This is a genomic window from Brevundimonas sp. UBA2503 (genome assembly GCF_002341485.1).
Taxonomy (GTDB): domain Bacteria; phylum Pseudomonadota; class Alphaproteobacteria; order Caulobacterales; family Caulobacteraceae; genus Brevundimonas; species Brevundimonas halotolerans.
The window spans coordinates 114,225-137,335 of record NZ_DDOD01000019.1; the positions used below are offsets into that span (position 1 = coordinate 114,225).

Annotated in this window: 25 protein-coding genes; 15 read left to right on the forward strand and 10 right to left on the reverse strand. The window is 65.8% G+C overall.

Annotated features, from left to right (window positions below; genetic code table 11):
• Positions 1-6: 6 nt before the first annotated feature.
• A complete protein-coding gene (locus B4K74_RS08935) occupies positions 7-3,099 on the reverse strand; it encodes a TonB-dependent receptor (RefSeq protein WP_286692654.1) in 3,093 nt (1,030 codons plus the stop codon).
• 579 nt (positions 3,100-3,678) lie between these two features.
• Here B4K74_RS08935 and B4K74_RS08940 point away from each other — a divergent pair.
• Complete coding sequence (locus B4K74_RS08940; RefSeq protein WP_286692655.1) at positions 3,679-4,533, forward strand: MBL fold metallo-hydrolase; 855 nt, start codon at positions 3,679-3,681, stop codon at positions 4,531-4,533.
• Here the strand turns inward: B4K74_RS08940 and B4K74_RS08945 are convergent.
• Positions 4,518-5,195, reverse strand: coding sequence for a hypothetical protein (locus tag B4K74_RS08945; RefSeq protein ID WP_164461742.1), 678 nt, complete (start codon positions 5,193-5,195; stop codon positions 4,518-4,520). The genes B4K74_RS08940 and B4K74_RS08945 overlap by 16 nt on opposite strands.
• Before the next feature lie 31 nt (positions 5,196-5,226).
• Positions 5,227-6,861: a long-chain-fatty-acid--CoA ligase gene (locus B4K74_RS08950; protein ID WP_286692656.1), complete on the reverse strand. Its 1,635-nt coding sequence runs from the start codon at positions 6,859-6,861 to the stop codon at positions 5,227-5,229.
• A gap of 188 nt (positions 6,862-7,049) precedes the next feature.
• On the opposite strand from B4K74_RS08950, the gene B4K74_RS08955 reads away from it, so the two are divergent.
• The 3 genes from B4K74_RS08955 to B4K74_RS08965 all read left to right on the forward strand — a co-directional run bounded on the left by B4K74_RS08955 (position 7,050) and on the right by B4K74_RS08965 (position 9,043).
• Entirely contained in the window at positions 7,050-7,640 is a 591-nt protein-coding gene (locus tag B4K74_RS08955) for a hypothetical protein (RefSeq protein ID WP_286692657.1), read from the forward strand.
• A gap of 9 nt (positions 7,641-7,649) precedes the next feature.
• A complete protein-coding gene (gene udk / locus B4K74_RS08960) occupies positions 7,650-8,294 on the forward strand; it encodes a uridine kinase (RefSeq protein ID WP_123285796.1) in 645 nt (214 codons plus the stop codon).
• A gap of 65 nt (positions 8,295-8,359) precedes the next feature.
• Positions 8,360-9,043, forward strand: coding sequence for a TetR/AcrR family transcriptional regulator (locus tag B4K74_RS08965; RefSeq protein ID WP_286692658.1), 684 nt, complete (start codon positions 8,360-8,362; stop codon positions 9,041-9,043).
• A gap of 3 nt (positions 9,044-9,046) precedes the next feature.
• Here B4K74_RS08965 and pdxH read toward each other — a convergent pair whose 3' ends face one another.
• Positions 9,047-9,727, reverse strand: coding sequence for a pyridoxamine 5'-phosphate oxidase (gene pdxH, locus B4K74_RS08970; protein ID WP_286692659.1), 681 nt, complete (start codon positions 9,725-9,727; stop codon positions 9,047-9,049).
• A gap of 90 nt (positions 9,728-9,817) precedes the next feature.
• Between pdxH and B4K74_RS08975 the strand changes: the two genes are divergently transcribed.
• Together B4K74_RS08975 and aroC are read left to right on the forward strand one after the other, a co-directional pair.
• Complete coding sequence (locus B4K74_RS08975; RefSeq protein ID WP_286692660.1) at positions 9,818-10,546, forward strand: DnaJ C-terminal domain-containing protein; 729 nt, start codon at positions 9,818-9,820, stop codon at positions 10,544-10,546.
• 12 nt (positions 10,547-10,558) lie between these two features.
• On the forward strand, positions 10,559-11,647 hold the full coding sequence (gene aroC, locus B4K74_RS08980) for a chorismate synthase (RefSeq protein ID WP_286692661.1): 1,089 nt from the start codon (positions 10,559-10,561) through the stop codon (positions 11,645-11,647).
• A gap of 17 nt (positions 11,648-11,664) precedes the next feature.
• On the opposite strand, the gene B4K74_RS08985 is transcribed toward aroC, so the two are convergent.
• Positions 11,665-12,984: a PAS domain S-box protein gene (locus tag B4K74_RS08985; protein ID WP_286692662.1), complete on the reverse strand. Its 1,320-nt coding sequence runs from the start codon at positions 12,982-12,984 to the stop codon at positions 11,665-11,667.
• A gap of 197 nt (positions 12,985-13,181) precedes the next feature.
• On the opposite strand from B4K74_RS08985, the gene B4K74_RS08990 reads away from it, so the two are divergent.
• Positions 13,182-13,877 (forward strand): pirin family protein, encoded by a 696-nt coding sequence (locus B4K74_RS08990; protein WP_286692663.1) that lies wholly within the window; start codon positions 13,182-13,184, stop codon positions 13,875-13,877.
• 66 nt (positions 13,878-13,943) lie between these two features.
• A complete protein-coding gene (locus tag B4K74_RS08995; protein WP_286692664.1) occupies positions 13,944-14,216 on the forward strand; it encodes a hypothetical protein in 273 nt (90 codons plus the stop codon).
• On the opposite strand, the gene B4K74_RS09000 is transcribed toward B4K74_RS08995, so the two are convergent.
• Genes B4K74_RS09000 through queC form a run of 3 tightly spaced genes read right to left on the reverse strand, consistent with a single transcriptional unit; the run spans position 14,213 to position 15,926 of the window.
• On the reverse strand, positions 14,213-14,584 hold the full coding sequence (locus tag B4K74_RS09000; protein WP_164461744.1) for a 6-pyruvoyl trahydropterin synthase family protein: 372 nt from the start codon (positions 14,582-14,584) through the stop codon (positions 14,213-14,215). The genes B4K74_RS08995 and B4K74_RS09000 overlap by 4 nt on opposite strands.
• A complete protein-coding gene (gene queE / locus B4K74_RS09005; protein WP_286692665.1) occupies positions 14,581-15,213 on the reverse strand; it encodes a 7-carboxy-7-deazaguanine synthase in 633 nt (210 codons plus the stop codon). The genes B4K74_RS09000 and queE overlap by 4 nt, the downstream gene beginning before the upstream one ends.
• The gene (gene queC / locus B4K74_RS09010; RefSeq protein ID WP_286692666.1) at positions 15,210-15,926 is read right to left on the reverse strand and encodes a 7-cyano-7-deazaguanine synthase QueC; all 717 of its coding nucleotides are present in this window, start codon (positions 15,924-15,926) and stop codon (positions 15,210-15,212) included. The genes queE and queC overlap by 4 nt, the downstream gene beginning before the upstream one ends.
• A gap of 199 nt (positions 15,927-16,125) precedes the next feature.
• On the opposite strand from queC, the gene B4K74_RS09015 reads away from it, so the two are divergent.
• The 7 genes from B4K74_RS09015 to B4K74_RS09045 all read left to right on the forward strand — a co-directional run bounded on the left by B4K74_RS09015 (position 16,126) and on the right by B4K74_RS09045 (position 20,690).
• Positions 16,126-17,751 carry a response regulator gene (locus B4K74_RS09015; RefSeq protein WP_123285807.1) on the forward strand — a complete coding sequence of 542 codons (1,626 nt, stop codon included), beginning with the start codon at positions 16,126-16,128 and terminating at the stop codon, positions 17,749-17,751.
• A 56-nt stretch (positions 17,752-17,807) separates the two neighbouring features.
• Positions 17,808-18,269: a PaaI family thioesterase gene (locus tag B4K74_RS09020; RefSeq protein WP_286692667.1), complete on the forward strand. Its 462-nt coding sequence runs from the start codon at positions 17,808-17,810 to the stop codon at positions 18,267-18,269.
• Positions 18,266-18,667, forward strand: a complete 402-nt coding sequence (locus B4K74_RS09025; RefSeq protein WP_286692668.1) for a PaaI family thioesterase — start codon at positions 18,266-18,268, stop codon at positions 18,665-18,667. Before B4K74_RS09020 ends, B4K74_RS09025 begins: the two co-directional genes overlap by 4 nt.
• Positions 18,668-18,726: 59 nt before the next feature.
• A complete protein-coding gene (locus B4K74_RS09030) occupies positions 18,727-19,101 on the forward strand; it encodes a hypothetical protein (protein WP_286692669.1) in 375 nt (124 codons plus the stop codon).
• Between the two features lie 33 nt (positions 19,102-19,134).
• Positions 19,135-19,488 (forward strand): hypothetical protein, encoded by a 354-nt coding sequence (locus tag B4K74_RS09035; RefSeq protein ID WP_123285811.1) that lies wholly within the window; start codon positions 19,135-19,137, stop codon positions 19,486-19,488.
• Positions 19,489-19,578: 90 nt separating this feature from the next.
• The gene (locus B4K74_RS09040) at positions 19,579-20,007 is read left to right on the forward strand and encodes a hypothetical protein (RefSeq protein WP_286692670.1); all 429 of its coding nucleotides are present in this window, start codon (positions 19,579-19,581) and stop codon (positions 20,005-20,007) included.
• Positions 20,008-20,054: 47 nt separating this feature from the next.
• Entirely contained in the window at positions 20,055-20,690 is a 636-nt protein-coding gene (locus B4K74_RS09045) for a S24 family peptidase (protein WP_286692671.1), read from the forward strand.
• A 63-nt stretch (positions 20,691-20,753) separates the two neighbouring features.
• Here B4K74_RS09045 and B4K74_RS09050 read toward each other — a convergent pair whose 3' ends face one another.
• Both B4K74_RS09050 and B4K74_RS09055 read right to left on the reverse strand, forming a co-directional pair.
• Entirely contained in the window at positions 20,754-21,233 is a 480-nt protein-coding gene (locus tag B4K74_RS09050) for an SH3 domain-containing protein (RefSeq protein ID WP_123285814.1), read from the reverse strand.
• Positions 21,234-21,429: 196 nt separating this feature from the next.
• Complete coding sequence (locus B4K74_RS09055; RefSeq protein WP_286692672.1) at positions 21,430-23,100, reverse strand: lysine--tRNA ligase; 1,671 nt, start codon at positions 23,098-23,100, stop codon at positions 21,430-21,432.
• Between the last annotated feature and the right edge of the window lie 11 nt (positions 23,101-23,111).

Sequence of the window (23,111 nt, forward strand, 5' to 3'; positions counted from 1 at the left end):
TACCGTTTAGAAGCGGTAGGCCATGCTCAGACGCACGCCGCGCGGGGCCTGATAGGCCGTCGGGCGACCGAAGTTCGGGTCGGGCGTCGAGGCGTCCAGATCACCGAATTCGTTGTAGTCGGTCTCGGCTTCGAAGCCGAAGACGTTGAACACATCGGCACGCAGAACCAGGGAGTCACCGGGAATGGTGAAGACTTCCGACAGGTTGTACGCGAACGTCAGGTCCAGGTTCTTGGTCCAGTCGCTTTCGAAGACCGAGCCGCGCGGCGTGGCCACGCCCTGACAGAACCACGACGCCGGGCCGTAAAGCGAGGCGAAGAAGTCGGTCGGGTGAACCCCCTGACAGCCGAACTTGCGCGGCGACTGAATGATCAGGTTGGCCCCGATGTTCAGCGCCGGCGTCACCTGCCAGTTACCGAACGCCTTGAAGCTGTGCGCGCGGTGGTTCGGCAGGAAGCCGTAGGAGTTGTCGGTCAGGCCGGGCTGGTCGAAGTCCTGCGACAGGCCGGGGTCGACCTGGCCGTTGTCGGACTTCAGGGCCCCTTCGTAGTTGCCTTCGCTTTCCGACCAGACGTAGCTGAACCGGGCGCCCCAGATGCCGTCGAAGGATTTCTCCATCGAGATTTCCACGGCCTTGTAGGTCCGCTCGGGCTCCGGATAGTTCAGTTGGTCAGCCGTCAGTGTGATCTCGCGGTCTTGCGTGATCGCACCGCCGGTGGCGCGCGACAGGTCGGCACCCGACAGGGTGATGACCATGTCCTCACCCGGGTTGGTCAGGACGTACTGGTGGAAGCCGTACCACACCGAATAGCACTGGGTGTAGGTCAGGTCCGTCGCGACGTTGTCGCAATAGTCCAGAACGGCGGCGTCGATGGCGACGTCGTCGATGGCCGTGCCCAGTTCACGATAGGTGCCTTTGACGCCCAGGGTCCAGCCGTCCCACATCTGCTGTTCGTAGCCGAGGATGAACTCGTCAACGTACATCGGATCAATTTCAGCATCGACCGAGGTGTTGGTGGCCTTGAGCGTTCCGTCACCGAAGTTGGCGCCACTGACGAAGGTGCCGAGGATCGGCTCATCCGTGGTGTCGTGGATACCGTCGGCGTTGGTGTCGTTCGGGCCACCGCTCAGGTCCAGCATCCAGCGATCCTGGATAAAGAACTCGGCGCCAGCCAGACGCTGGTTGGTGTTCACGGCCACCGGCAGGAAGTAGCGGCCATAGAAGCCGAACAGCTTGGACGTACGGTCGCCCGTGACGTCATAGGTGAAGCCCAGACGCGGAGCCCACTGATCCTGCAGGTCGATGAAGGCCACGCCGGCGAGGTTTTCGTTCTCGAAGCCCTCGTTACGCACGCCCAGGTTCAGGGTCAGCTGATCGGTCACCTGCCAGGAGTCCTGCAGGTAGTAGGCGTTCTGCGTCGACTTCCAGCCACCGTCGTTGTCATAGGCGCGGATACGCACGCGGGTGGGCTGGCCACCGACGAGACGCTCATAGCGATACCAGATACCACCCGTCACCTGACCGGTACAGGCGATGGTCGGAGTGATGCCGCCCGGGCGGCAGTAGTTGTAGCCGGAACCCGAATAGTCGAGCGCCTGGTAGGACTCCAGCTTCTCCTGGTCGATACCGAAGCGGAAGTGGTGAGCACCATAGAAGTCGGCATAGATGTCGACATCAGCGCGCAGGATGGTGCGCTCGTCCTCGTTGACCGAAGGCTGGCCCACACCCCAGATACCGCGACGCGGGAAGCCCGGGTTCTGATCGGTGATCAGGGCCCCGGCGTCGCCCGGCGAGGAGTTGTACTCGTTGTACTCGTTGACGCCGTAGGCGAGCGAGGTCGTCAGCCAGTCGGTCCAGATGCCGGTATAACGGGCAACCCAGTTCGATCCGCCAAACTCGAAGGTCGAGGGCGTGAACTGACCCACATAGTCGCCATTGGCATCGACGAAGATGTTGCTGGTTTCCTGGGTCTGCTCATCCGAGAAGTAGGTGAACTCAACGCGGTGATCGTCATTGATCAGATAGTCGATCTTGGCGCCGTAGAACGGATCGTTCGACGTCACCCGGGTGCCGTTGGCGCCCGCACCGAAGTCCGGATCGGTGGTCGGGGCTCCGATATTGACGAATTCACGGTCGCGGAAATTCACCAGACCGAAGATGAACAGGCGGTCGCGGATGATCGGGCCGCCGAAGTCGAAGATGATGTCGGAGGTTTCGACTTCATCGAAGCGGTTCTGGGCCAGATAGGTGTCCGGCGAGTCCGAACGCAGGGCGTCGGGCTCCCAGTACGCGGTGATACCGAATTCCCACTCATTGCCGCCCGACTTGGTCGTGCCGTTCAGCACGCCGCCGGTGCCGCGACCGAATTCCGACGAATAGCCGCCGGTCTTGGTTTCCAGCGTCTGGTAGAACTCGAACGGAACGGTCGACGACCCGGTGAAGTCACGGAACTTCGTGATGTTCAGGCCGTTGATGAAGTAGGTGTTTTCACCGGCCGAAGCGCCGCCGATGGTCGGGATGCCGCCGAAGGCGTTATCCGAGGCCGTCACGCCCGGAGCCAGCAGGGCCACAGCGCCGGCATCGCGGGCGATCGGCACATTGCTCGACAGCTCTTCAACGTTGACGGTCAGGCCGGTGGTGGTGGCGTCGAAGTCGGACACGGCGGTCCGAACGCCGACGACGACGATGTCATCGACGGTCGAGGCACCCGAGGCGCTGCCGACGGTGAAGACCACCGAGGTGGTGCCGCCCGAGCCGACCGAAATGACGTCGGACAGCGAGGAGAAGCCCGGCGCCGTGATGGTCGCCGTGTAGCGGCCTTGCGGCAGGGCGATGGCGCGGAACGAACCGGAAGCGTCGGTCGTGTAGGTGCGGGTGAAGCCTTGCGACACCGATTGCAGCGTCACGGTGGCGCCGGCGACCGGCGTCTGCGACTGCGTTTCAACGGTGCCGGAAACGGCGCCCTGCACCAGGTCCTGGGCCATGGCGGTGCTGGGAGCCAGCAGGCCGACGGCCGGGGCCGCCACAAGCGCCATGAGGGCGGTACCGCCGATCATGGTCGAGTGCAGCAAGCGTTGGCGAATGGTCTGGGTTTTCAAACTGTGGTCCTCCTGTGGCCGAGACGAAGTTCCCGTAGGTCCCCCGCGTCCCGACAACCATTATCCGTGCGCCCCAATGCACACAGACTGTTTGCCACCGTAGACCCGCATCTTCGGTCGCGCACGACAATTACAGGTCGGTAACCCAATCGTCGCCACATTGTCGCAATCAAGCCACAGTGTCTTTAAATTGCTGATGTTTCGCATGATTTTAGAATGCCCTCGTGTCATCAATGGCGAAGACACCGGTGTCACGCCTCATGCGCGAAACCGCAGTTCGGACCCTGTGCATCGGCTTTCGTGGGCTATTCCAGACAAGAGATGGTCTGCCGTGGCGACCTGAGTCGCCTTGCTGCTACCGCGTTAACGGCTGATCGCCACGCGGCTGGCGTAGGGCACGGGCTCGGGTGTGCATGACGCCACCACCAGCTGGCTCGTCATGATACAGATGACGGCCAACATCACCGGCAAGAGCCGATTTGAAACATCCAGAGCCAGGGTTCGGGCCATGACGCGCACTCCACAGAGGGTTTACGAGACCTTGACGCAAACCCCGGGCCAGCTCCGGGGCCAGCCCGCGTGACCGCCGCGCCCATTCCCTTCGTCCGTGACTTCACGCCCCTGTACGGACAGGCCGAGCGCCTGACGCCGCGCATCCGGCGGGTGCTGGCCAACAATCCCGGCCCCTTCACCTTTGCGGGGACGGGCACGTTTCTGGTGGGCGACGCAGACTCAGTGGCCGTCATCGATCCAGGCCCGGCGGATGACGGCCATCTGTCGGCCCTTCTGCAGGCAATCGAGGGCCAGACGGTCAGCCATGTGCTGGTCACCCACGGCCATGCCGACCACCTGCCGCTGGCCCGCCCCTTCGCCGAGGCGGTCGGGGCACCGGTTCTGGCCCACCCCGCCTTGTCGGCGGATCAGGATCTGACCGACGGCGACCGGATCACCGGCGACGGCTGGACGCTGGACGTTCTGGCCACGCCCGGCCACGCGCCCGAGCATCTGGCCTTTGCCCTGCGCGAGGAGAATGCCCTGTTCAGCGGAGATCATGTGATGGGCTGGTCGACCAGTGTGGTCTCGCCGCCCGAGGGCGACATGGACGCCTATCTGGACAGTCTGGACCGGGTGATGGCGGCCGGGTTCGACACGCTGTGGCCCACCCACGGCGGGCCGGTGACCGCCCCCCTGCCCTTCCTGAAGGCGCTGAAGGCCCATCGGCTGGGCCGGGACGACCAGGTGCTGGAAGCATTGGCGAAGGGGCCATCGTCTGCGCGGGCGATGGTGCCCGCCCTCTATGCGGCCGTGGACCAGCGCCTGTGGCCGGCGGCGGCCCAGTCCCTGCTGGCGCATCTGATCCGGCTGGAGCGACGGGGGGACGTAGAGGCGAACGGGGTGCCGTCGGCCACCACCGTCTATCAGCTACGCGGTTGAAGTTCCGCCACGATCCGGGCGAGGAGGCGGCAGGTCTCGCCGCCCTGGGGCCGTTGATCGCGGGGGGCGACCCGCACATCCGTCTGGCCGGGGCGAATGCGGATGGTGACGTCATGCCTGCGCAGGAACCAGAGCCCTTCGTGGGTGCCCTCAACTTGGAACAGGGAGGATGGCAGGGGTGTAAAGCCTGCGCGCTGCAAGGCCGCGGTCGCATCCTCGGCGCGGACTTGGGAGGGGATGGAGACGACCCCGGGACATGACGTGCTGCGCAGGGTCTGCTCCGGCACTGCTTCAGAGGCGGCCCTCGCAGCCGTCAGCCGGGCCGAAAAGCCGGGCGGATCATCTGCATTCGTAGAGACGCTGCGCGGCGAGGGCTGGGTCATCGAGTACCCGACAGCATGCCGGTCGTAGAGCCATACGCCTCCGCCAACCATGGCTAAGGCAACCAGCCCGACAATCCAGCCCATTACGCCGGTGCGCCGCGCCCGCCACAACAGCAGCAGGGCGCAGATCGCGCCCAGACCCAGCAGCCACGGTGCGACCGTGACGCCCAGCAGGTCGAGCGCGACATCAAGGCCCCACCAGCCGAAGCGCAGGCCGAAGACGCCGATGAACACGACCAGGGGCGCCGACAGCACGCCGGCGACCAAGGCCAGCGTCACCCAGCCGCCTGGGCCCCGCCGCGCCATCGGATCAGCCCTGCGCCGTCGGCAGGACGTAGTCCTTCATTCGCTCGCGCACGAGCTTCTTGTCGATCTTGCCGGTGGCGCCCAGCGGGATGTCGTCGACGAACACCACATCGTCGGGCATCCACCATTTGGCGATCTTGCCCTGCAGGAAATCCAGATGCTCCTGCTTGTTCTCGGTCTCGCCGGGCTTGAGCTTGATCACCAGCACCGGACGTTCGTCCCACTTGGGATGGGCCGCGCCGATCACGGCCGCCAGTTCGACCTTGGGATGGCCGACCGAGATGTTCTCGATGTCGATCGAACTGATCCACTCGCCACCCGACTTGATCACATCCTTGGCCCGGTCGGTGATCTGCATGAAGCCGTAGCTGTCGATGGTCGAGACGTCGCCGGTGTCGAAAAAGCCCTCGTTGTCGAGAATTTTGCCGCCCTCGTCCTTGAAATAGCCCCCGGCAATGGTCGGGCCGCGGACCATCAGGCGCCCATAGGTCTTGCCGTCGTGCGGCATTTCCTGACCGGCGTAGTTCTTGAGCTTCAGTTCGACGCCCAGCGGCGGCATGCCCTGTTTGATGCGCCACTTCATCTGCTCATCGTACGGCAGGGCAGAAAGCTCTGGCGTCAGCCGCGACAGGGTGCCAACCGGCGAGGTCTCGGTCATGCCCCAGCCCTGGAAGACCTCGACGCCGAACTCGTCGTTGAAGGCGCGGATCAGGCTTTCCGGTACGGCCGAGCCGCCGATCAGGACCTTCTTGACCGTCGACAGCTTCAGCGAATTCTCGCGCATATAGGCCAGCAGCCCCTGCCACACGGTCGGCACGGCGGCCGAGAATGTGACCTTTTCGGACTCGAGCAGTTCGTAGATCGACGCACCGTCCATCTGGGCGCCGGGCATGACCAGCTTCGAGCCGGCCGCAGGGCCCGAGAAGGCGATGCCCCAGGCGTTGGCGTGGAACATGGGCACCACCGGCAGGATCACCTCGTCCGGCGTGGCGCCCATAATGGTGGCCTGCAGGGTGACCAGGGTGTGCAGGAAGTTGGAGCGATGCGAATACAGCACTCCTTTGGGGTTGCCCGTCGTGCCTGACGTATAGCAAAGGCCGCAAGCGGTGCCTTCTTCGAAGCCGCCCCATTCAACATCCTCGGAGGATTCCTCGAGCAGTTGCTCGTAGCATTCGGCCCGGGGCAGCTTGGTCGCCGGCATGTTCCACTGGTCGGTCATGACCACCACCCGCTCGACGCTGGGACAGTGCGGCAGGATGGCTTCCAGAAGCGGCACAAAGGTCAGGTCGACGAAGATGATCCGGTCTTCGGCGTGATTGATGATGTAGATTAGCTGTTCCGGGAACAGGCGCGGGTTCAGCGTGTGACACACTGCGCCGATACCCATGATGCCGTACCAGGCCTCGATGTGGCGGCCGGTATTCCAGGCCAGGGTGGCGACCCGGTCGCCGACCTTGACGTCCCAGCTTTTCAGGACGTTAGAGACGCGTTTGGCCCGACCGTGGATTTCACCATAGGTGGAGCGAACGATCGGCCCTTCGACCGAGCGGGTCACGACCTCGCGCTGGGGATGCCAGTTCTTCGCGTGATCGAGGATCTTGTCGACCGTCAGCGGCCAGTCCTGCATCAATCCGAGCATCGGTTTCCTCTCCGAAATTCATGGGTCTGGCCGACGTTGCCCGCGGCACTTGCCGGCAAGCTATCGGCGGCGTGAGGGATAGGCAACGTGACGCAACGTCAGGGGGAGCGACTTTCTGTGCCCCGGACGCGTCGCTTTCGGCTAGTTTGGGCACAAACCTTCCCCGATCTGGCCGACAGGACCCTTCCATGACCCTCGCCCGCACCGCCCTTACCCTCGCTGCCCTGCTGGCCCTTGGCGCCTGTGACAGCATGACCGGGGCGCCCTCGCCTGCCCCGGCGACGGAACCGGAAGCCACGCCTTCCGGGCAGGACGCCGCCGAGGCCGCGCAGGGTGGACTGGCGCTCGAGGGCGAGGGCCTGCGGGCCTTCACCGCGCAAGGCTCGGCCCGGGCCCTGCCCTTCGGCATGTCGCAGGACATGGTCCTGAACGCCGTCTCGACCCTGCTGGGCACCGAAACGCCCCAGGTGACCACCAACAGTGAGTGCGGAGCCGGCCCGACGCAGTTCGCCGAATATCCGAACGGCCTGCAGCTGGCCTTTCAGGACGACAAATTCGCCGGCTGGTTCCTCGACGAGGCCAGTCTGACCACTGCAGATGGCGTCGGTGTGGGCTCCAGCCGGACCGACCTTCAGTCCGCACGGGTCGTGGAAATGATCCCGGACTCGACGCTCGGCACCGAGTTCTCGAGTGGCGATCTGGGCGGCATGCTGTCATCCGAGGGGCCGGATGCCACGGTCGAAACCCTGTACGCCGGCCTGACCTGCTTCTTCCGCTAGAGCCGATCCATGGCCATTCTGATCGCCATCACCGGCGGCTCGGGCTCGGGAAAGAGCACCCTGGCCGAGGCCCTGATCCGGCACCTGCCGGAGGGAGTCGCAGCCCTGGTGCGCGAGGATTCCTATTATCGGGACGCCGCCTCCTTGCCCGACTTTGACGCGGCGACCTTTGATTTCGACGACGTGTCCGCCCGGGACCATGATCTGCTGCATCGCCACCTCAGCGCGCTGAAGGCGGGGCAGCCGGTCGAGGCGCCGGTCTATTCCTTTGTCACCCACGGGCGTGAACCGGGGGGCGAGCCCGTGCCCGCCGCCGATGTGATCGTGATCGAGGGCACCCACCTGCTGTGCACCCCGGCGCTGGTCCAGCTGTTCGACATCCGGGTATTCGTGGACACGCCGTCGGACATCCGCTTCATCCGGCGATTGTTGCGCGACCAGGTCGAGCGTGGTCGCACGGCGCAGTCGGTCATTGACCAGTATCTGCTGACGGTCCGCCCGGGGCATGAGCGGTTGACGGAACCGGCCAAGGTACATGCCGACTTCATCGTGGCCGATGCGACTGCCGCCGTCGTGCTGACCGACCCGCAGTCGGTGGACCGGCTGGTGGCCCCGGTGCTGACCCATCCGCTGCTGGAGCGGTGGCTGGGGTGAGGTCGGGTAACGTCGGTCGATTTTAATCTTGCGAGACGGCGTTATCCACGCCACCCTTCGTGCTCATGAGTCTGCCCCAACCCGCCCGGCCTGAGCCGGCCACCTTCTTCCAAGTTGACAGTGAGGACCCCCGGCGCCGCAATGTGCTGGCCGAGGCCCGACGCCAGTTCATGGCCCAGGGGTTCGCCGCGACGCGAGTCGAGCCGATCGCCCGCGAGGCCGGGGTTTCGACCGCCACCCTCTATACCTTCTTTCCCTCAAAGGCCGAGCTGTTCCACGCCGTCATTGAGGACGCCTCAAACGAATTCGCTCGCCAGATCAGCCATGTCCGAGCTGTCGACGGTCCCGCGCGCTGCCAGTTGATCCGGTTTGCTGAAGCCTATGCCGCCTTCATGAGTGATCCGCTGGTCCGGTCCGTCTTCCGGCTGGTCATGGCCGAGCGTCCGCGCTTCCAGGCCATGGCCAGCCATTTCTTCGAGCGCGGCAAGGCTCAGATCGGAGCGTCCCTGCTCGAGGCCATCGTGGCGCTCGACGCACGCGGGGAGCTGGTTTGCGACAAACCGTCGTGGGCCGCCGGCCAGTTGATGGGAATGGTCGAGCACCCGGTCTTCTTCGTCCCCCTGGTCACCGGTGACTCCGTCCAGGTCACGCGTTCGCACGCCCGCATCGCCGCAGATGCCGTAGAGACCTTCCTCGCCCGGTACGGCGGACCCAATCTGGACCCGGCAGCGCCCGACCTCGATGGCTGATCCTCAGGGATAGAGCCGCTGCGTTTGCCAGGGCGAGTCTGCGTCATCCCGGTGAAGCCGCAGCCGATCATGCAGGCGGAAGGGGCGATCCCGCCAGAACTCGACCTGTACCGGCACCAGCCGCCAGCCGGTCCAGCCCTCGGGGCGCGGCACGTCCTGACCCTCGAAGCGCGCGGTCTGACGCGCCACGGAGGCCTCCAGTTCGGTACGGTCCGCCAGAGGCCGGGACTGGGTCGAGGCCCAGGCCCCGATCCGGCTTTCGCGGGCGCGGCTGGCGAAATAGGCATCGGCTTCTGCCGCGCTGACCGGCTCGACAGTTCCCCTGAGGCGCACCTGACGCCGCAGCGATTTCCAATGGAACAGCAGGGCCGCCTGCGGCTGACCCTCCAATTGCTGACCCTTGTCGCTTTCGCGGTTAGAATAGAAGGTCAGGCCTTCGGCGCTGACATCTTTCAGCAGCACCATCCGGCAGTCGGGCAGCCCGTCGGCATCGACGGTCGCCAGCGCCATGGCGTTTGAGTCGTTGATCTCATGCGCCCCGGCATCGGCCAGCCACCGTTCCAGCAGGGCAAACGGCTCGTCACAGGCAAAGTCCGCCTCATCGCTGTTGGCGGCAAGTGCTGCGGCATAATCGCGGGCATATTCCTCACGCGACGGGCTGGGCGGGATAACGGGCGTGCTCATGCGCCACTCTCTAGCGCAGCCCGCGCCAGTTCGCGAGAGCCAGCTTCACGGTTAACCCGGCATTGACCCTGTTCGTGGCTTTTGGTCGCAATGAGCGGCCCCGACACCTCCCTTTTGACCTATCGCCAGGCGCTGGCGGTGCTGGGCCTGCCCGGCCCGGTCGATCACGAGACGACGCGTCAGGCCTTCCTGCGGGCGGTCAAGGCGGCGCGTCCCGACCATCCCGCAGGGGACGCCGAGCGGTTCCGCGAGGTCATTGCCGCCTGGCACGTCATTCAGGCCGAAAGGCCGGCCCTCCTGGCCCTGGCGCCGCCGATGCGCCGCAGCGCTCCTCTGCCGACCTTGTCCATCGATCCGATGCTGGCACTGAACGGCGGGCCGGTTACGACCCGCCACCGGGGACGCACCTTCCGCCTGACCCTGCCTGCGGGCCTCAGGGCGGGCGAGCATGTGCGGCTGAAGGGTGCCGGTCGGGACGACAGCGATCTGTTTCTGGCCGTCCGCATCCGGGCAGCCCATGGCCTGTCGGTGCTCGGCGACGACCTGTTCATGCAGGCGGAGGTTTCCCCCCGGGTGCTTCAGGACGGCGGCCGCGTCGAGGTGATGACCCACGCCGGACCACGCAATGCCTGGGTCGTCGCGGGGCTTGAGCCGCCGGTGCGTCTGCGCCTCAAGGGACTGGGTCTGCCCGCCAAGGGTCGTCACGGTCAGGGGCATTTGTTCATCACCCTCATGCCCGCCGAGGAAGCACCCTCTGCCGCCGAACATCTGCTCGACCGCTTCGCCCGGGTCTGGACGACACCGCGTCTCGCGGCCTAAGGCCAGAGGGCCATGTCCCACAACAGCTTCGGCCATCTGTTTCGCGTGACCACCTGGGGCGAAAGCCACGGGCCGGCCATCGGCTGTGTCATCGACGGCTGCCCGTCGCGGATCCCGCTGACCGAGGCCGACATCCAGCCGTGGCTGGACCAGAGGAAGCCCGGAGGCAGCCGCTTCGTCACCCAGCGGCGCGAGAGCGACACGGTCCGCATCCTGTCCGGCACTTTTGATGACGGAGATGGCCCGGTCACGACCGGCACCCCGATCAGCCTGATGATCGACAATGAGGATGCGCGCTCAAAGGACTATGGCGAGATCGCCCGCGCCTATCGCCCCGGCCACGCAGACTATGTCTATCAGGCCAAATACGGCGTGCGCGACCATCGCGGCGGGGGCCGCTCCAGCGCGCGCGAGACCGCCCTGCGCGTGGCGGCGGGCGCTGTCGCCCGCCTGATCCTTGGCTCGGACATCGCCATCCGCGCGGGAGTGGTCCAGATCGGGCCGCACCGCATTCCCGATGACGCGCTCGACTTCGACGCAGTGCAGGACAATCCGCTGTTCGCGGCCTCCGCCGAGGTCGTCCAGCCGTGGTCCGACTATCTGGACGGCATCCGCAAGGCCGGATCCTCGATCGGGGCCGTGGTGGCGCTTGAGGTCACAGGCGTCCCCGTTGGCTGGGGTGCGCCGCTCTATGCCAAGCTGGATGCCGAACTGGCCGCGGCCCTGATGTCGATCAATGCCGCCAAGGGGGTCGAGATCGGCGCCGGGTTCGCCTCGGCCGAACTATCGGGCGAGGACAATGCCGACGAGATGCGACTGAGCCCTGACGGACTGCCGGTCTTCATGTCGAACAAGGCGGGCGGCATTCTGGGCGGCATCTCGACCGGCCAGCCGATTACGGCGCGAGTGGCGTTCAAGCCGACCTCCTCGATCCTGACGCCGCGCCGCACCATCACCCGCGACGGCACCGAGACCGAACTGCGCACCAAGGGCCGCCACGACCCCTGCGTCGCCCTGCGCGCCGTGCCTGTGGTCGAGGCCATGGCCGCCTGCGTCCTGGCCGACGCCATGATGCGGCACCGGGGGCAGATGGGTGGCTAGGCTCGGCATTTCGCGCGTCAGAGCGGAAACGCGACCTCCACAACCAGCCCGGTCGGCTCCCATTTGCGACTGAAGGTGCCGTTCAGCTGGCGCACGACACTGGCTTTGAGCGATGAGCCGAAGCCCTCGCGCGTGGGCGCGGTGACAGGCGGGCCGCCGGACTCGCGCCACACCAGCGTCACCTGACGCGCGTCCAGCGTCCAGGTGACCGAGACACGGCCCCCGCCACTGCTACAGGCCCCGTACTTATTGGCATTGGTCGCCAATTCGTGAAGCAGCATGCTGATCGGCTGGACCTGCTCGGGCGAAAGCTCGACCTCAGGACCCTTCACCTCCACACTGTCTTTGGGACAGAGCGCTTCAATCTCCTCGCGGACCACGTCCTCGAGACGCCCGCCTTCCCATTTGCGGCTGGCCAGGGACGCCTGGGCTCGCGCCAGGGCGCTGATGCGCCCGACCAGCGCATGTTTGTAGGTTTCAAGATCATCAGCGCGCGTAAGACGCGTGAGCGACTGCACGATCGAAAGGACATTGCGCGCCCGGTGGTCGACCTCGTGCATCAGAAGTTTGCGCGCTTCCTCCCTGCGCTTCTCCTCGCTGATGTCCCGCGCCTCGATCACGGTGCCGATGACGTTCGCCTCGTCGTCGCGGATCGGACTGGCGGTAAAGGCAACCGGATAGAAGGAGCCGTCCTTATGGACAAAGACCTCCTCGCCCTGCGTTCCGGCCTTTTCGGGGAAAGCACGGTCGATGGCGCACTCCGAGAGCGGAAACGGCGAGCCATCCGGACGGGTGTGGTGGATCACATCGTGCAGCGGGCGTCCGGTCGTTTCATGGAAAGCATATCCCGTGAGCTTCTCCGCCGCCCGGTTCATGAACACACAGTGCTGCCGCTCATCCATCAGAAATACGGACATGGTTGTATTGCTGAGGATGCCATCGAGCCGTCTGGCCGTGTCCCTGAGTTCGGACTCGATGCGACGGTAGTCTGTCGTGTCCTGGATCGCCGCATAGTAAACGGCATCATCACCATCGACGAACAACTGCAGCTTCACAGCGACATTGTAATCCGTTCCATCTTTCCGCCGGTGAACGGTGTCAAAGTCGAGCCTTTCGACTTTCCCCGCCTGAAGCGGCTCAATCAGGGCGAGGAAGGCGTCGCGGCCAATGACCGGCTTGATATCCCACGGCGTCAGACCGGCCAGCTCTTCGATGCTGTATCCCAGATTATCCCGGGCACCCTTGTTCACAAGCCGGAACCGGAAATCCTCTGCGCCGAATATATAGACCTCGCTCGCGGCTCCCTCGACGATGCGGCCAAGACGTTCACTCGTCATACCTGCGGAGTTTGGCATGCTGGGAAACTGTCGCTCCGACGGGAAAAGTGATGAGTACCCGTATATAACCGCCAAACGTGTGGCAATGATCCTGACACGCCGTACGCGGGGCCCCTTTTCGTCACCGGCACAGTTACCTATATAGCGGCCGAACCGGCGCGGGCTGACCCCCGTTCCACCCTCAGGGAGACCGCATCATGATCGACGTCCGACCCTTCAACAGTCTCGGCGGGGCCGACCACGGCTGGCTGAAGGCCCGCCACCACTTCTCGTTCGCGAACTATTATGACCCGGCCCGCATGAGCTGGGGCCGGCTGCGTGTCTGGAACGATGACGAGATCGCCGCGCAATCGGGCTTTCCGCCCCACCCCCACGCGGACATGGAAATCATCACCTATGTCCGGACCGGGGCCATCACCCATGAGGACTCCATGGGCAATCGCGGTCGCACCGGCGCGGGCGACGTCCAGGTGATGAGCGCGGGCACCGGCGTGCGTCACTCGGAGTTCAACCTCGAGGACGAGACCACCACCCTGTTCCAGATCTGGATCGAGACCGACAAACCCGGCGCCAAACCCGGCTGGGGCATGAAACCTTTCCCCAGGTCGGACCGGACCGGCAAATTCCAGGTGCTGGCCTCGGGCGATCCGGACGACGGCGCGCTGGACATCAATGCCGACGCGCGCGTGCTGGGCGCGACGCTCAAGGCCGGCGAAAGCCTGACCTATGACCTGGCCGAGGGCCGGCGTGCCTATCTGGTGCAGGCCGTAGGGTCCATCGACGTCAACGGCACAGTCCTCAATGCCCGCGACGGCGCAGGGATCAAGGACGAGCCCACCATCACGGTGACCGCCCACGAGGACGCCGAACTGGTCATGGTCGACAGCCGCTAGACCTGTCCTCAGTCCTTGTTCATCATTGGCCGGTAACCCTGATCCCGACCCTGGGAGTACCGGCCAATGATCCGTTCCACATCGCGTTTGATCTCGCTTGCGGCCGTGCTCGGTGCATCCCTGATGCTTCAGGGCTGTCTGGTGGGCGCTGTCGTCGGCACGGGCGCTGCCGTGGTCGGCGGCACGGTCAAGGCGACGGGGGCCGTGCTGGGCGCCGGTGTCGACGCCGTCACGACCTCGGACGAGGAAACCCGTCTGAAGCGCGAGCGAGAACAGCGGGGCTATGAGCGCGAGCAACGCCGCTGCGAACAGCGCCGCGCCTCGGGCCGCGACTGCTAGAGCGTCAGCACGCACCGCTCGTTGATGGTCGGGCGGGCCACCTGGATGCGACACAAGCCCGGCCACTCCGGCTTCATCCGGTTGGCGAACCACAGGCACAGGTTCTCCAGGCTGGGCATTTCCAGCCCCGGCTTTTCATTGAGCAGGCCGTGGTCCAGCTCTTCCGCCGCCGCCTTCAACGCCCGGTCCAGCGCACCGAGGTCCGCGACCCAGCCATGCTCGGCATCCAGCGTCTCGGACCGCACCGTGGCTTCGACCGTGAAGGAGTGGCCATGCACCCGGCGATAGATGCTGCCCTCCGGCTCGTTCGGGAAATGGTGAGCCGCGTCGAAGGTGGCCTGTTTGGTGATCTCGAAAGTGGGCATCAACGCACGCCGATATATTTGTGGGTCTGGACGCTCAGGCGCCACTTGGGATGGGTCAGGCAATAGTCAAAGGCCGCCGCCGTGTTGGCCAGGACGTCCGGACCATCCATCGGCTGCAGCCAGAACCGTTCAAAGGCCAGGTCCTCGAACCGTTCGGGCCGGGCCGTGTCCTGCGGATAGACCAGTTTCAGCTCCTGGCCCGTCGTCTGGATCACCAGGGCATCGGCCTTGGGGCTGACGCAAATCCAGTCGATGCCCTCGGGGGCCGCGATCGTGCCATTGGTCTCGACCGCAATCTCAAAGCCGCGCGCGTGCAGGGCCGCGATCAGGGCACCGTCCAGCTGCAAAAGGGGCTCGCCCCCGGTGCAGACGACCAGCGGCCGCCCGCCCTGCCCCGTCCAGAACCCGGCGACGTGGTCGGCCAGGGTCCCGGCCGTCGCAAACTTGCCGCCGCCGTCGCCATCGGTGCCGACAAAGTCCGTATCGCAGAAGGTGCAGACCGCCGTCGACCGGTCCTGCTCGCGCCCGCTCCACAGATTACAGCCGGCAAAGCGCAGGAAGACGGCCACACGCCCCGCCTGTCCGCCCTCGCCCTGCACCGTCAGAAAGGTCTCCTTGACCGAATAGGTCATGCGGCCACCCATTCGGAATGGCCGCGCGCGCGCAGCTCGCACGCCGGACAGGTGCCACAACCATAGCCCCAGACATGTCGCTCCGACCGGTCGCCCCGGTAACAGGTGTGGCTGGCCTCAAGGATCAGCTCGACCAGCGGCTCGCCGCCGATCCGGTGCGCCAGCGCCCAGGTCCCGGCCTTGGTCAGGGCCATCAGCGGCGTCTCGATCCGCACCGGCTGATCCAGACCCAGCGACAGGGCCCGTTCCATGGCGTCGATCGTCTCGCGGCGACAGTCGGGATAGCCCGAGAAGTCCGTCTCGCACATGCCCCCGACCAGCACGTCCAGTCCACGCCGGTCGGCCAGCGCGGCCGCCACGCTCAGGAACACCAGGTTGCGCCCCGGGACGAAGGTGGTCGGCAGGCCCCGCGCGTCCATCTCCATGGCCCGGTCGGCCGTCAGGGCGCTCTCGGCGATGGCGCCATAGCCGGTCAGGTCGACGACATGGTCCTCGCCCAGCCGGTCCGCCCCTTGCGGCAGGGCGGCGCGCATGCCGTCGCGCACCGCAAGCCGGGCCTGCATTTCTACCGCATGGCGCTGGCCATAGTCGAAGCCCACCGTCTCGACGCGCGCATACCGCTCCATCGCCCAGGCCAGGCAGGTCGCACTGTCCTGCCCGCCCGAGAACAGGACGAGGGCCGAAGCGGCGGGCTGTGGGTCGAAAGCGCTCATGACAAATCTGCGGTCGGCCGTCTGGCCGCGCGCATGCGAAAAAGCCCGTAAAGGCGGGAGAGGCGCCTCATACACCCGCGGCGGGATCGATGCAAAAGCGTCGAGAATGCGGCAGGAAAACCGAAGTTTCCCGCGTTTACCAATCTGCAAATGGTTGTCGGTTAAGCCTCACATCCAGTCGAGGGAGTATCGGTCAGTTATGCCGACGATCGAAAAGCTGACCGAAAGGGCCACACCGGTCCCGCCCGAGACGCTCGGAGCGGCGATCTTTGCCCACTTCAAGGATTTTCCGGACGCGCTTGTGATACCGGTGGTCAAGGATGACCGGCCCGTGGGCCTGATCGAGCGCAATGCCTTTCTGCTCAAGGTCGCGGGCCCCTTTGGCCATGCGCTGTACGGCAACCGCCCCATCACCGAACTGATGGACGACGAGCCCTCGGTGGTCGAGGCCGGGGTCCGCATCGACAGCTTCTGCGACGCCATGCTGAGCTCGGGGCCCGGCGCCCTGACCCGGGGCTTTATTGTCACCCGCAAGGGCAAATACTGGGGCATCGGCACGGTCATCTCGCTGCTGAAGGCCATCAATGACGACCAGCGCCGCCAGAATGCCGAGCTGACCGAACAGGCCCGCATGCTGTCCGACACCCGTACCCAGGCTCTGTCCGCAGCGCGCGCCAAGAGCCAGTTCCTGTCGATCATGAGCCATGAACTGCGCACACCGCTGAACGGCGTGCTGGCAGTGGCCGAACTGCTGCGTCGACAGCCGCTGAATGCGGCGGCCCAGTCCCACGTCCAGACCATCGTCGACTCGTCGGAAGTCCTGCTGCAAATCCTGCAGGACGCCCTCGACCTGTCGCGCGCCGAGGCCGGCGAGCTGGACATCAATCTGCAGCCCACGCCGCTCCGCGCCCTGATGGACGATGTCGCCGCCATGTGGGAGCCGCGCGCCTCACAGGACAATGTCCATCTGGTCGTCAGCTATGAGGGCGACACCGAACTGGCCGCGAAGATTGACCCGGTCCGTATCAAGCAGATCTTCAACAACCTGATCGGCAATGCGCTGAAGTTTGCCCGCAATGGCATGGTCGAGGCCGGGCTGAAGGCCTGGATCGAGGGCGACCGCGTCGTCATGCAGGCACGTGTCCGCGACGATGGCCCGGGTGTCCCCGCAGACCGGGTCGATGTGATCTTCGAGCCCTTTGTGCACGGCTCCGGCCCCGACGGTGCGGGTCTGGGTCTGGCCATCTGTCGCCAGATCATGGACCGGCTGGACGGACGCATCTGGGCCGAGAACAACCCGGGCCGGGGCGCGACCTTTGCGTTCGACATCTCGGCCGAGCGTGCCGAGCGGCCCGTCGAGGCCGACAGCAATGTCTCGGACATGGTCGAATCCGACATGATCGCCAATCCGCATATCCTGATCGTCGACGACAACGCCACCAATCGCGTGGTCGCCCAGGCCCTGTGCGAAATGTTCGGCTGCACGTCCGAGACGGCCGACGACGGCATGGAGGCGCTGGACGCCATCAAGGAACGCGACTTCGATCTGGTCCTGATGGACATCAAGATGCCGCGTATGGACGGGCTTCAGGCCACCCAGGCGATCCGCAAGCTCAAAGGACCGATGCGCGATGTGCCGATCATCGCCCTGACGGCCAATGCCGACCCCGAGGACGCCCGTCGCTACATCGCGTCCGGCATGGCCGCCGTTGTCGAAAAGCCGATCAAGCCCGAGCGCCTGCGCCACGCCATGAACGCGGCTCTGTCCGCGCCCCAGGTCGAGGACGAGGCGATGGCGGACGGACCCCAGGTCGCCGCAGGCTGAGTTCGAAGACGCGCTCCGCCATTTGCAGGCATCGTTCGGCGCGATAAGCACGGGGTATGGACGTTCCCGCAATCGCCCCGCTTCTACCGCAACTGGCCTCGGGTGCAGCCCACACCCACGCGCTCGGCTTCACCTATGAGTCGCTGGACGGCGATCGCGTCCGCATCCGGGTGCCCTGGCGCGAGGATCTGGTCGGTGACCCGGACACGGGCGTCATCGCCGGCGGTGTCGTCACCACACTGCTGGACCATGTCGGCGGACTGGCCGTCTGGGTTTCGCTGGACAACTTCAAGCCACTGGCGACCCTGGACCTGCGCGTCGACTACATGCGCGCCGCCCGGCCCCGCGCCGATCTGATCGCCGAGGCGCGCTGCTATCGCCTGACGCGGTCTATCGCCTTTGTCCGCGCCTGGGCGTTCGAGGATGCGCCCGACGATCCGGTCGCGGCGGCCCAGTCCGCCTATATCCTGACCACGACACGGCCTGAACGCCGTCCGAAGCCGGAGGCCGGGGAATGAGCCGCGTGATCGAGGCCATGCCCTATGCCCGCTTCCTCGGCCTGACCGCCGAGCAGGCCGGCGATCTCCTGACCGTGACCATGCCGTTTTCCGATCATCTGATCGGCAATCCGATGCTGCCGGCCCTGCATGGCGGATCAACGGCGGCCCTGCTCGAGATCACGGCCATGGCCCAGGTCGCCGAGAGCTTCCCCGGCATGCACCTGCCCCGTCCGATCAATGTCTCTGTCGCCTATCTGCGCTCGGGGCGGCCCCAGCACGTCTATGCCCGGGCCCGCATCAACAAGGCCGGGCGGCGTGTCGCCCACGTACTGGCCGAAGCCTGGCAGGAGGACGAGGCCCAGCCCATCGCCGCCCTGACCGCGCACTTCCTGCTGGAAGACAGCCCCGGGTTGTAAGTTTACGCAGGTTATGGTTGTATTTTCCCGTGGCAACCCGCCACAGGGGAGATTCGCACATGACCCGTTCCGACGTCGGCCAGACACTGGCCCATCGCCTGTATGCCGCTGAATCGGCCATTGACGCCGCCCTGATCCACACCGCCCGGCTGGCCGCCTATCTGCCCGAGGCCCGGGCCGAGGCCTATCTGTCGGCCGTCACCGGACAGAAGGCCTTCGAGGACACCGCTCAATCCGTCGTGGCCCTGTCCGAGGCCCGCGGCCACATCGTCCGCACCCACGGGCGGCTGGCCGCCCTCGCCCGAAGTCTGGGACTGGAGGCCCTTGCAGTCGGCCCGGTCGACAAGCCCGAGGATGAGCCACCGATCGGCGGAGGCGTTACCGGGACTATTTCTTCGAAAACCTGTGTTTCAAGGCGGCCCGAAGCGTGTTAAGGTTTGCTTAACCATAGTTGCTTGGAGGGTTTCATGGACAGAACACAAGTCATCGCTGGCGTTGCCAAGGATTTGCACGCTACGGAAAAGGCCATTGATGCGGCCATCACCCAGACCACGACCCTGGTTCAGTCCATGATCGGCGCCCGCGCCCTTCTGGAAGTCTCGCCGGTCGCCGGCGCCGGTAGCCAGGCCAAGGCCATGGAAACCATCGCCGCCCTCAGCGAAGCCCGTACGGCCATCGTCGCCTGCCACGCCGAGCTGCAAAAGGACCACCGCAAGATGGGCTGGGGCGTCTACGCCGTCGGTCCCGTCGACAAGCCCGACGATTGGGAAACCCCGGTGGGCGGAACCCCGCCGACCAAGGGTCACCTGCGCCTGGCCTGAATTCGGCGTAATGTTTGACACCGGACATTCCGGTCAGACCCGATTCAATGCATGATCGCCCTCTGAGTGTTTCGCTCAGGGGGCGATCTCATGTTTGACACCCTCTATTCCCAGATCGGCGCGGCCTTCATTGTGCTGGTTCTGGGATTCGCCTTCCTGAAAGGCGAGGAGACCGAGCGGATCGCTGCCGGCGCCTATGGCCTCGGCTGGCTGGCATCGATGCTCGTCCAGAACGACAGCGACCTCTACAGCGCCCAATGGAGCATGCTGGCCATTGATGTGGTCATGCTGCTGGTGCTGGGGGCCCTGGTGTGGAAATCGCATCGCACCTGGCCGACCTGGGCCTGCGCTGCCCAGCTGCTGGTGGTCACCGCCCACGCTCTTATGACCCTCGATATCCGCCCCTCGATCTCGTCCTACTACACCGTCATCAACCTGGCCGGTTACGGCGTGCTGGTCGCCCTCGCCGTAGGCACCTTCTGGGCCTGGCAGGAACGTCGCGCCGCGGGCTTGGAGTAGGCTTCTTTTCCTATATCCTGTCCCTCTGATTCGCGTGGAGGGCTGATGTGCCGCTCACTCATGTGCAGATATGGCGGGGGCTGGACCGGCTGGCGCAGGCCGAGGGGCTGACGGCCTCGGGGCTGGCGCGGCGGGCGGGACTGGATCCGACCGCCTTCAATCCGTCCAAACGCCTGGGACCGCCGCCCGAGGCACGGCCGCGCTGGCCCTCGACCGAAAGCCTGACGCGCGTTCTGGCGGTCTGTGGCCTGTCGCTGGGCCAGTTCGCCCGTCTGGCCGAGGATGCGGAGGAGCCACCGACCGCCGTGCCGCTGCTGGGGCTGGCCCAGGCCGGTCAGGACGGATTTTTCGACGAGGCGGGCCTGCCGACCGGTGAGGGTTGGCTGGAGACCGACCTGCCCCAGCCCCGCGATGGGCTCTACAGCCTTGAGGTGTCCGGCGAGTCCATGGCGCCGCTGTATCGCCCCGGTGACAAGCTGATCGTTGATGCCGAGCCCCGACCCGTGCGGCGCGGCGACCGGGTGGTGGTGCGTACCCATTCCGGCGAGACCCTGGTCAAGGAGGTGGAGCGCACCGATGCGTCCGGGCTGACGCTGCTGTCGATCAATCCGGACTATCCCCCGCGTCAGGTGGCGCGCGCCGATCTGGCCTGGGTGCGCCGTATCCTGTGGGTCAGCCAGTAGACGCACACGAAGACGGGGCGCGCCCTTGCCGGACACGCCCCGCTCGTCAGCTCTGGGACCCGATCAGTAGGTCAGATAGTGGGCGCTGACCCAGCCACCGTTGCTCAGTTGCACCCATTCGCCCTGCGAACCCGTCACCTGCGCCGACTGGCCGGCGCTCAGGCTGCCGATCTGGCGATAGTTGGTGCCGGGCCCCGAACGGACCCGCAGATTGCTGGTGGCGCGGACGGTGGCCCCGCCCTGTTGAGCCTGAGGCGCCTGGCGGGCACGGTCGCGCTGCTGCTGGCAGCCGACGTAGGAGCCCGCAGCGGCACCCGCAGCCGCACCGGCCACGGCGCCCAACTCGCGCTCATTGTCCGAAATCTGGCTGCCAGCCAAGGCGCCCAGCACACCACCGATCACGGCACCGGCCTGTTGCCGCCCGCCGGGGGCGTCGCAGTTGGTGATTCCATTGGCCGACTGCGCGCTGGCGATACCCGGCACCGCCGACATGGCCACAAGGGCCGCACCGGCCATCAAAGCTCTGTTGATCATCTTCGACATGACTCACTCCATCAGTGGGGTCGTGTCATGAAAATGCGCGGACGCAGCGAAAGGCTCCCATGAACGGATTGTTGTTTTCGGTTCATATTGTTGACGCGCTACCGCTCGGCTCGCGGAGCCTCGCTGCTTGAGCACGGTACATTCCTCCCCCATCGGGGGAGGGGGACCATGCGCAGCATGGTGGAGGGGGCCACCCCTACCCCGCCAGTTCGCCGCGCGCGCCCTTCTCGATCAACTCGATCGTCTGGGGCAGGCCATAGATGGCGGCGAAGGACCCAAATCGCGGACCCTGCGACGCGCCCAGCAGCACCTCATACAGCGCCCCGAACCAGGCCCGGAGCGGCTGGAAGTCGTGCGCCTTGCCCACCGCATAGACCTCGGCCTGGATGGCCTCGCCGTCGGTCGTGTCGGCCGGCAGGGCCTTCAGACGCGCGGCCAGGTTCTCGAACGCCGCCCGCTCCTGCTCCGTCGGCGCGCGATAGGTCTTCGAGGGCTTCACGAAGTCCTCGTAATAGTTCAGCGCATGCCCCATCAGCCGATCCAGCGTCGGCTCAGTCTCCGGCGTGGCCTCCGGCAGATACTTGGCGAAATAGGCCCACAGATGGTCCCTGGTCGAGGCATTGGCCACGCTGACCAGGTTCAGCAGCAGGCTGAACGACACCGGGCTGGCGACCTTCGGCGGCGCGCCCGCATGGATCGACCAGACGGCATTGTCGATCTGCTTGGCCGGCTCCTGCGCCTGGAACTGGTCGATGAAGCTCAGATAGTCATCGATCGCACGCGGTATGACATTGAAGTGCAGGCTCTTGGCCGACTTCGGCGACTGGAACATGTACCAGCTCAGCGACTCCGGCGTGCCGTAGCGCAGCCACTCGTCCATCGTCAGGCCATTGCCCTTGGACTTGGAGATCTTCTTGCCCTCGATATCGAGGAAGAGTTCATAGTTGAAGCCCTCGGGCGGGGTGCCGCCCAGCGCGCGACAGATCTTCGACGCCTCGCGCACGCTCTCGATTAGGTCCTTGCCCGACATCTCATAGTCGACGTCCAGAGCGGTCCAGCGCATGGCCCAGTCCGGCTTCCACTGCAGCTTCACATGGCCGCCGGTGACCGGCACCTCGGTGCGGCCGCCTGCCGGATCGTCAAAGACAATGGTGCCCTTCTCGACATTCCGCTCCAGCGTCGGCACCTGCAGCACATGGCCGGTGACAGGGCTGATCGGCAGGAAGGGCGAATAGGTGGCGCGGCGCTCCTCGCCCAGCGTCGGCAGCATGATGGCCATGACCGCGTCATAGCGCTCCAGCATCCGCAGCAGCACGGCATCGAACCGGCCCGAGCGATACTGCTCGCTCGAGCTCATGAACTCATAGTCAAAGCCGAAACTGTCCAGAAACGCCCGCAGCCGGGCATTGTTGTGCGCCCCGAAACTGTCGTGCGTCCCGAACGGATCGCGCACCTTCGTCAGCGGCAGATGCAGGTCCTCGCGCAACATCTCCGGGTTCGGCACGCCGTCCGGCACCTTGCGCAGGCCGTCCATGTCGTCCGAGAACGCGATCAGTCGCGTCGGCCAGTGGTCCCCCGTCAGCGCGCGAAAGGCATTGCGCACCATGGTCGTGCGCGCCACCTCGCCAAAGGTGCCCATGTGCGGCAGGCCCGAGGGACCATAGCCGGTCTCAAGGATCACCGGCCGCTGCAGGGCCTCGAACGTGGCCAGCGCCTCGTCCGCCTTGCCCGCATCGATCAGCATCCGCGCGGCATTCAGCTCGGCGTCCGACAGCCGCTTCTTCAGCACATGGGCCAGAAGATTGCGGGCTTGCTCAAACGGCCACGAGCGGGCCTCACGGGCGAGGGGTTCAAGGTTTTGAAGCATGCTCAGCGTTT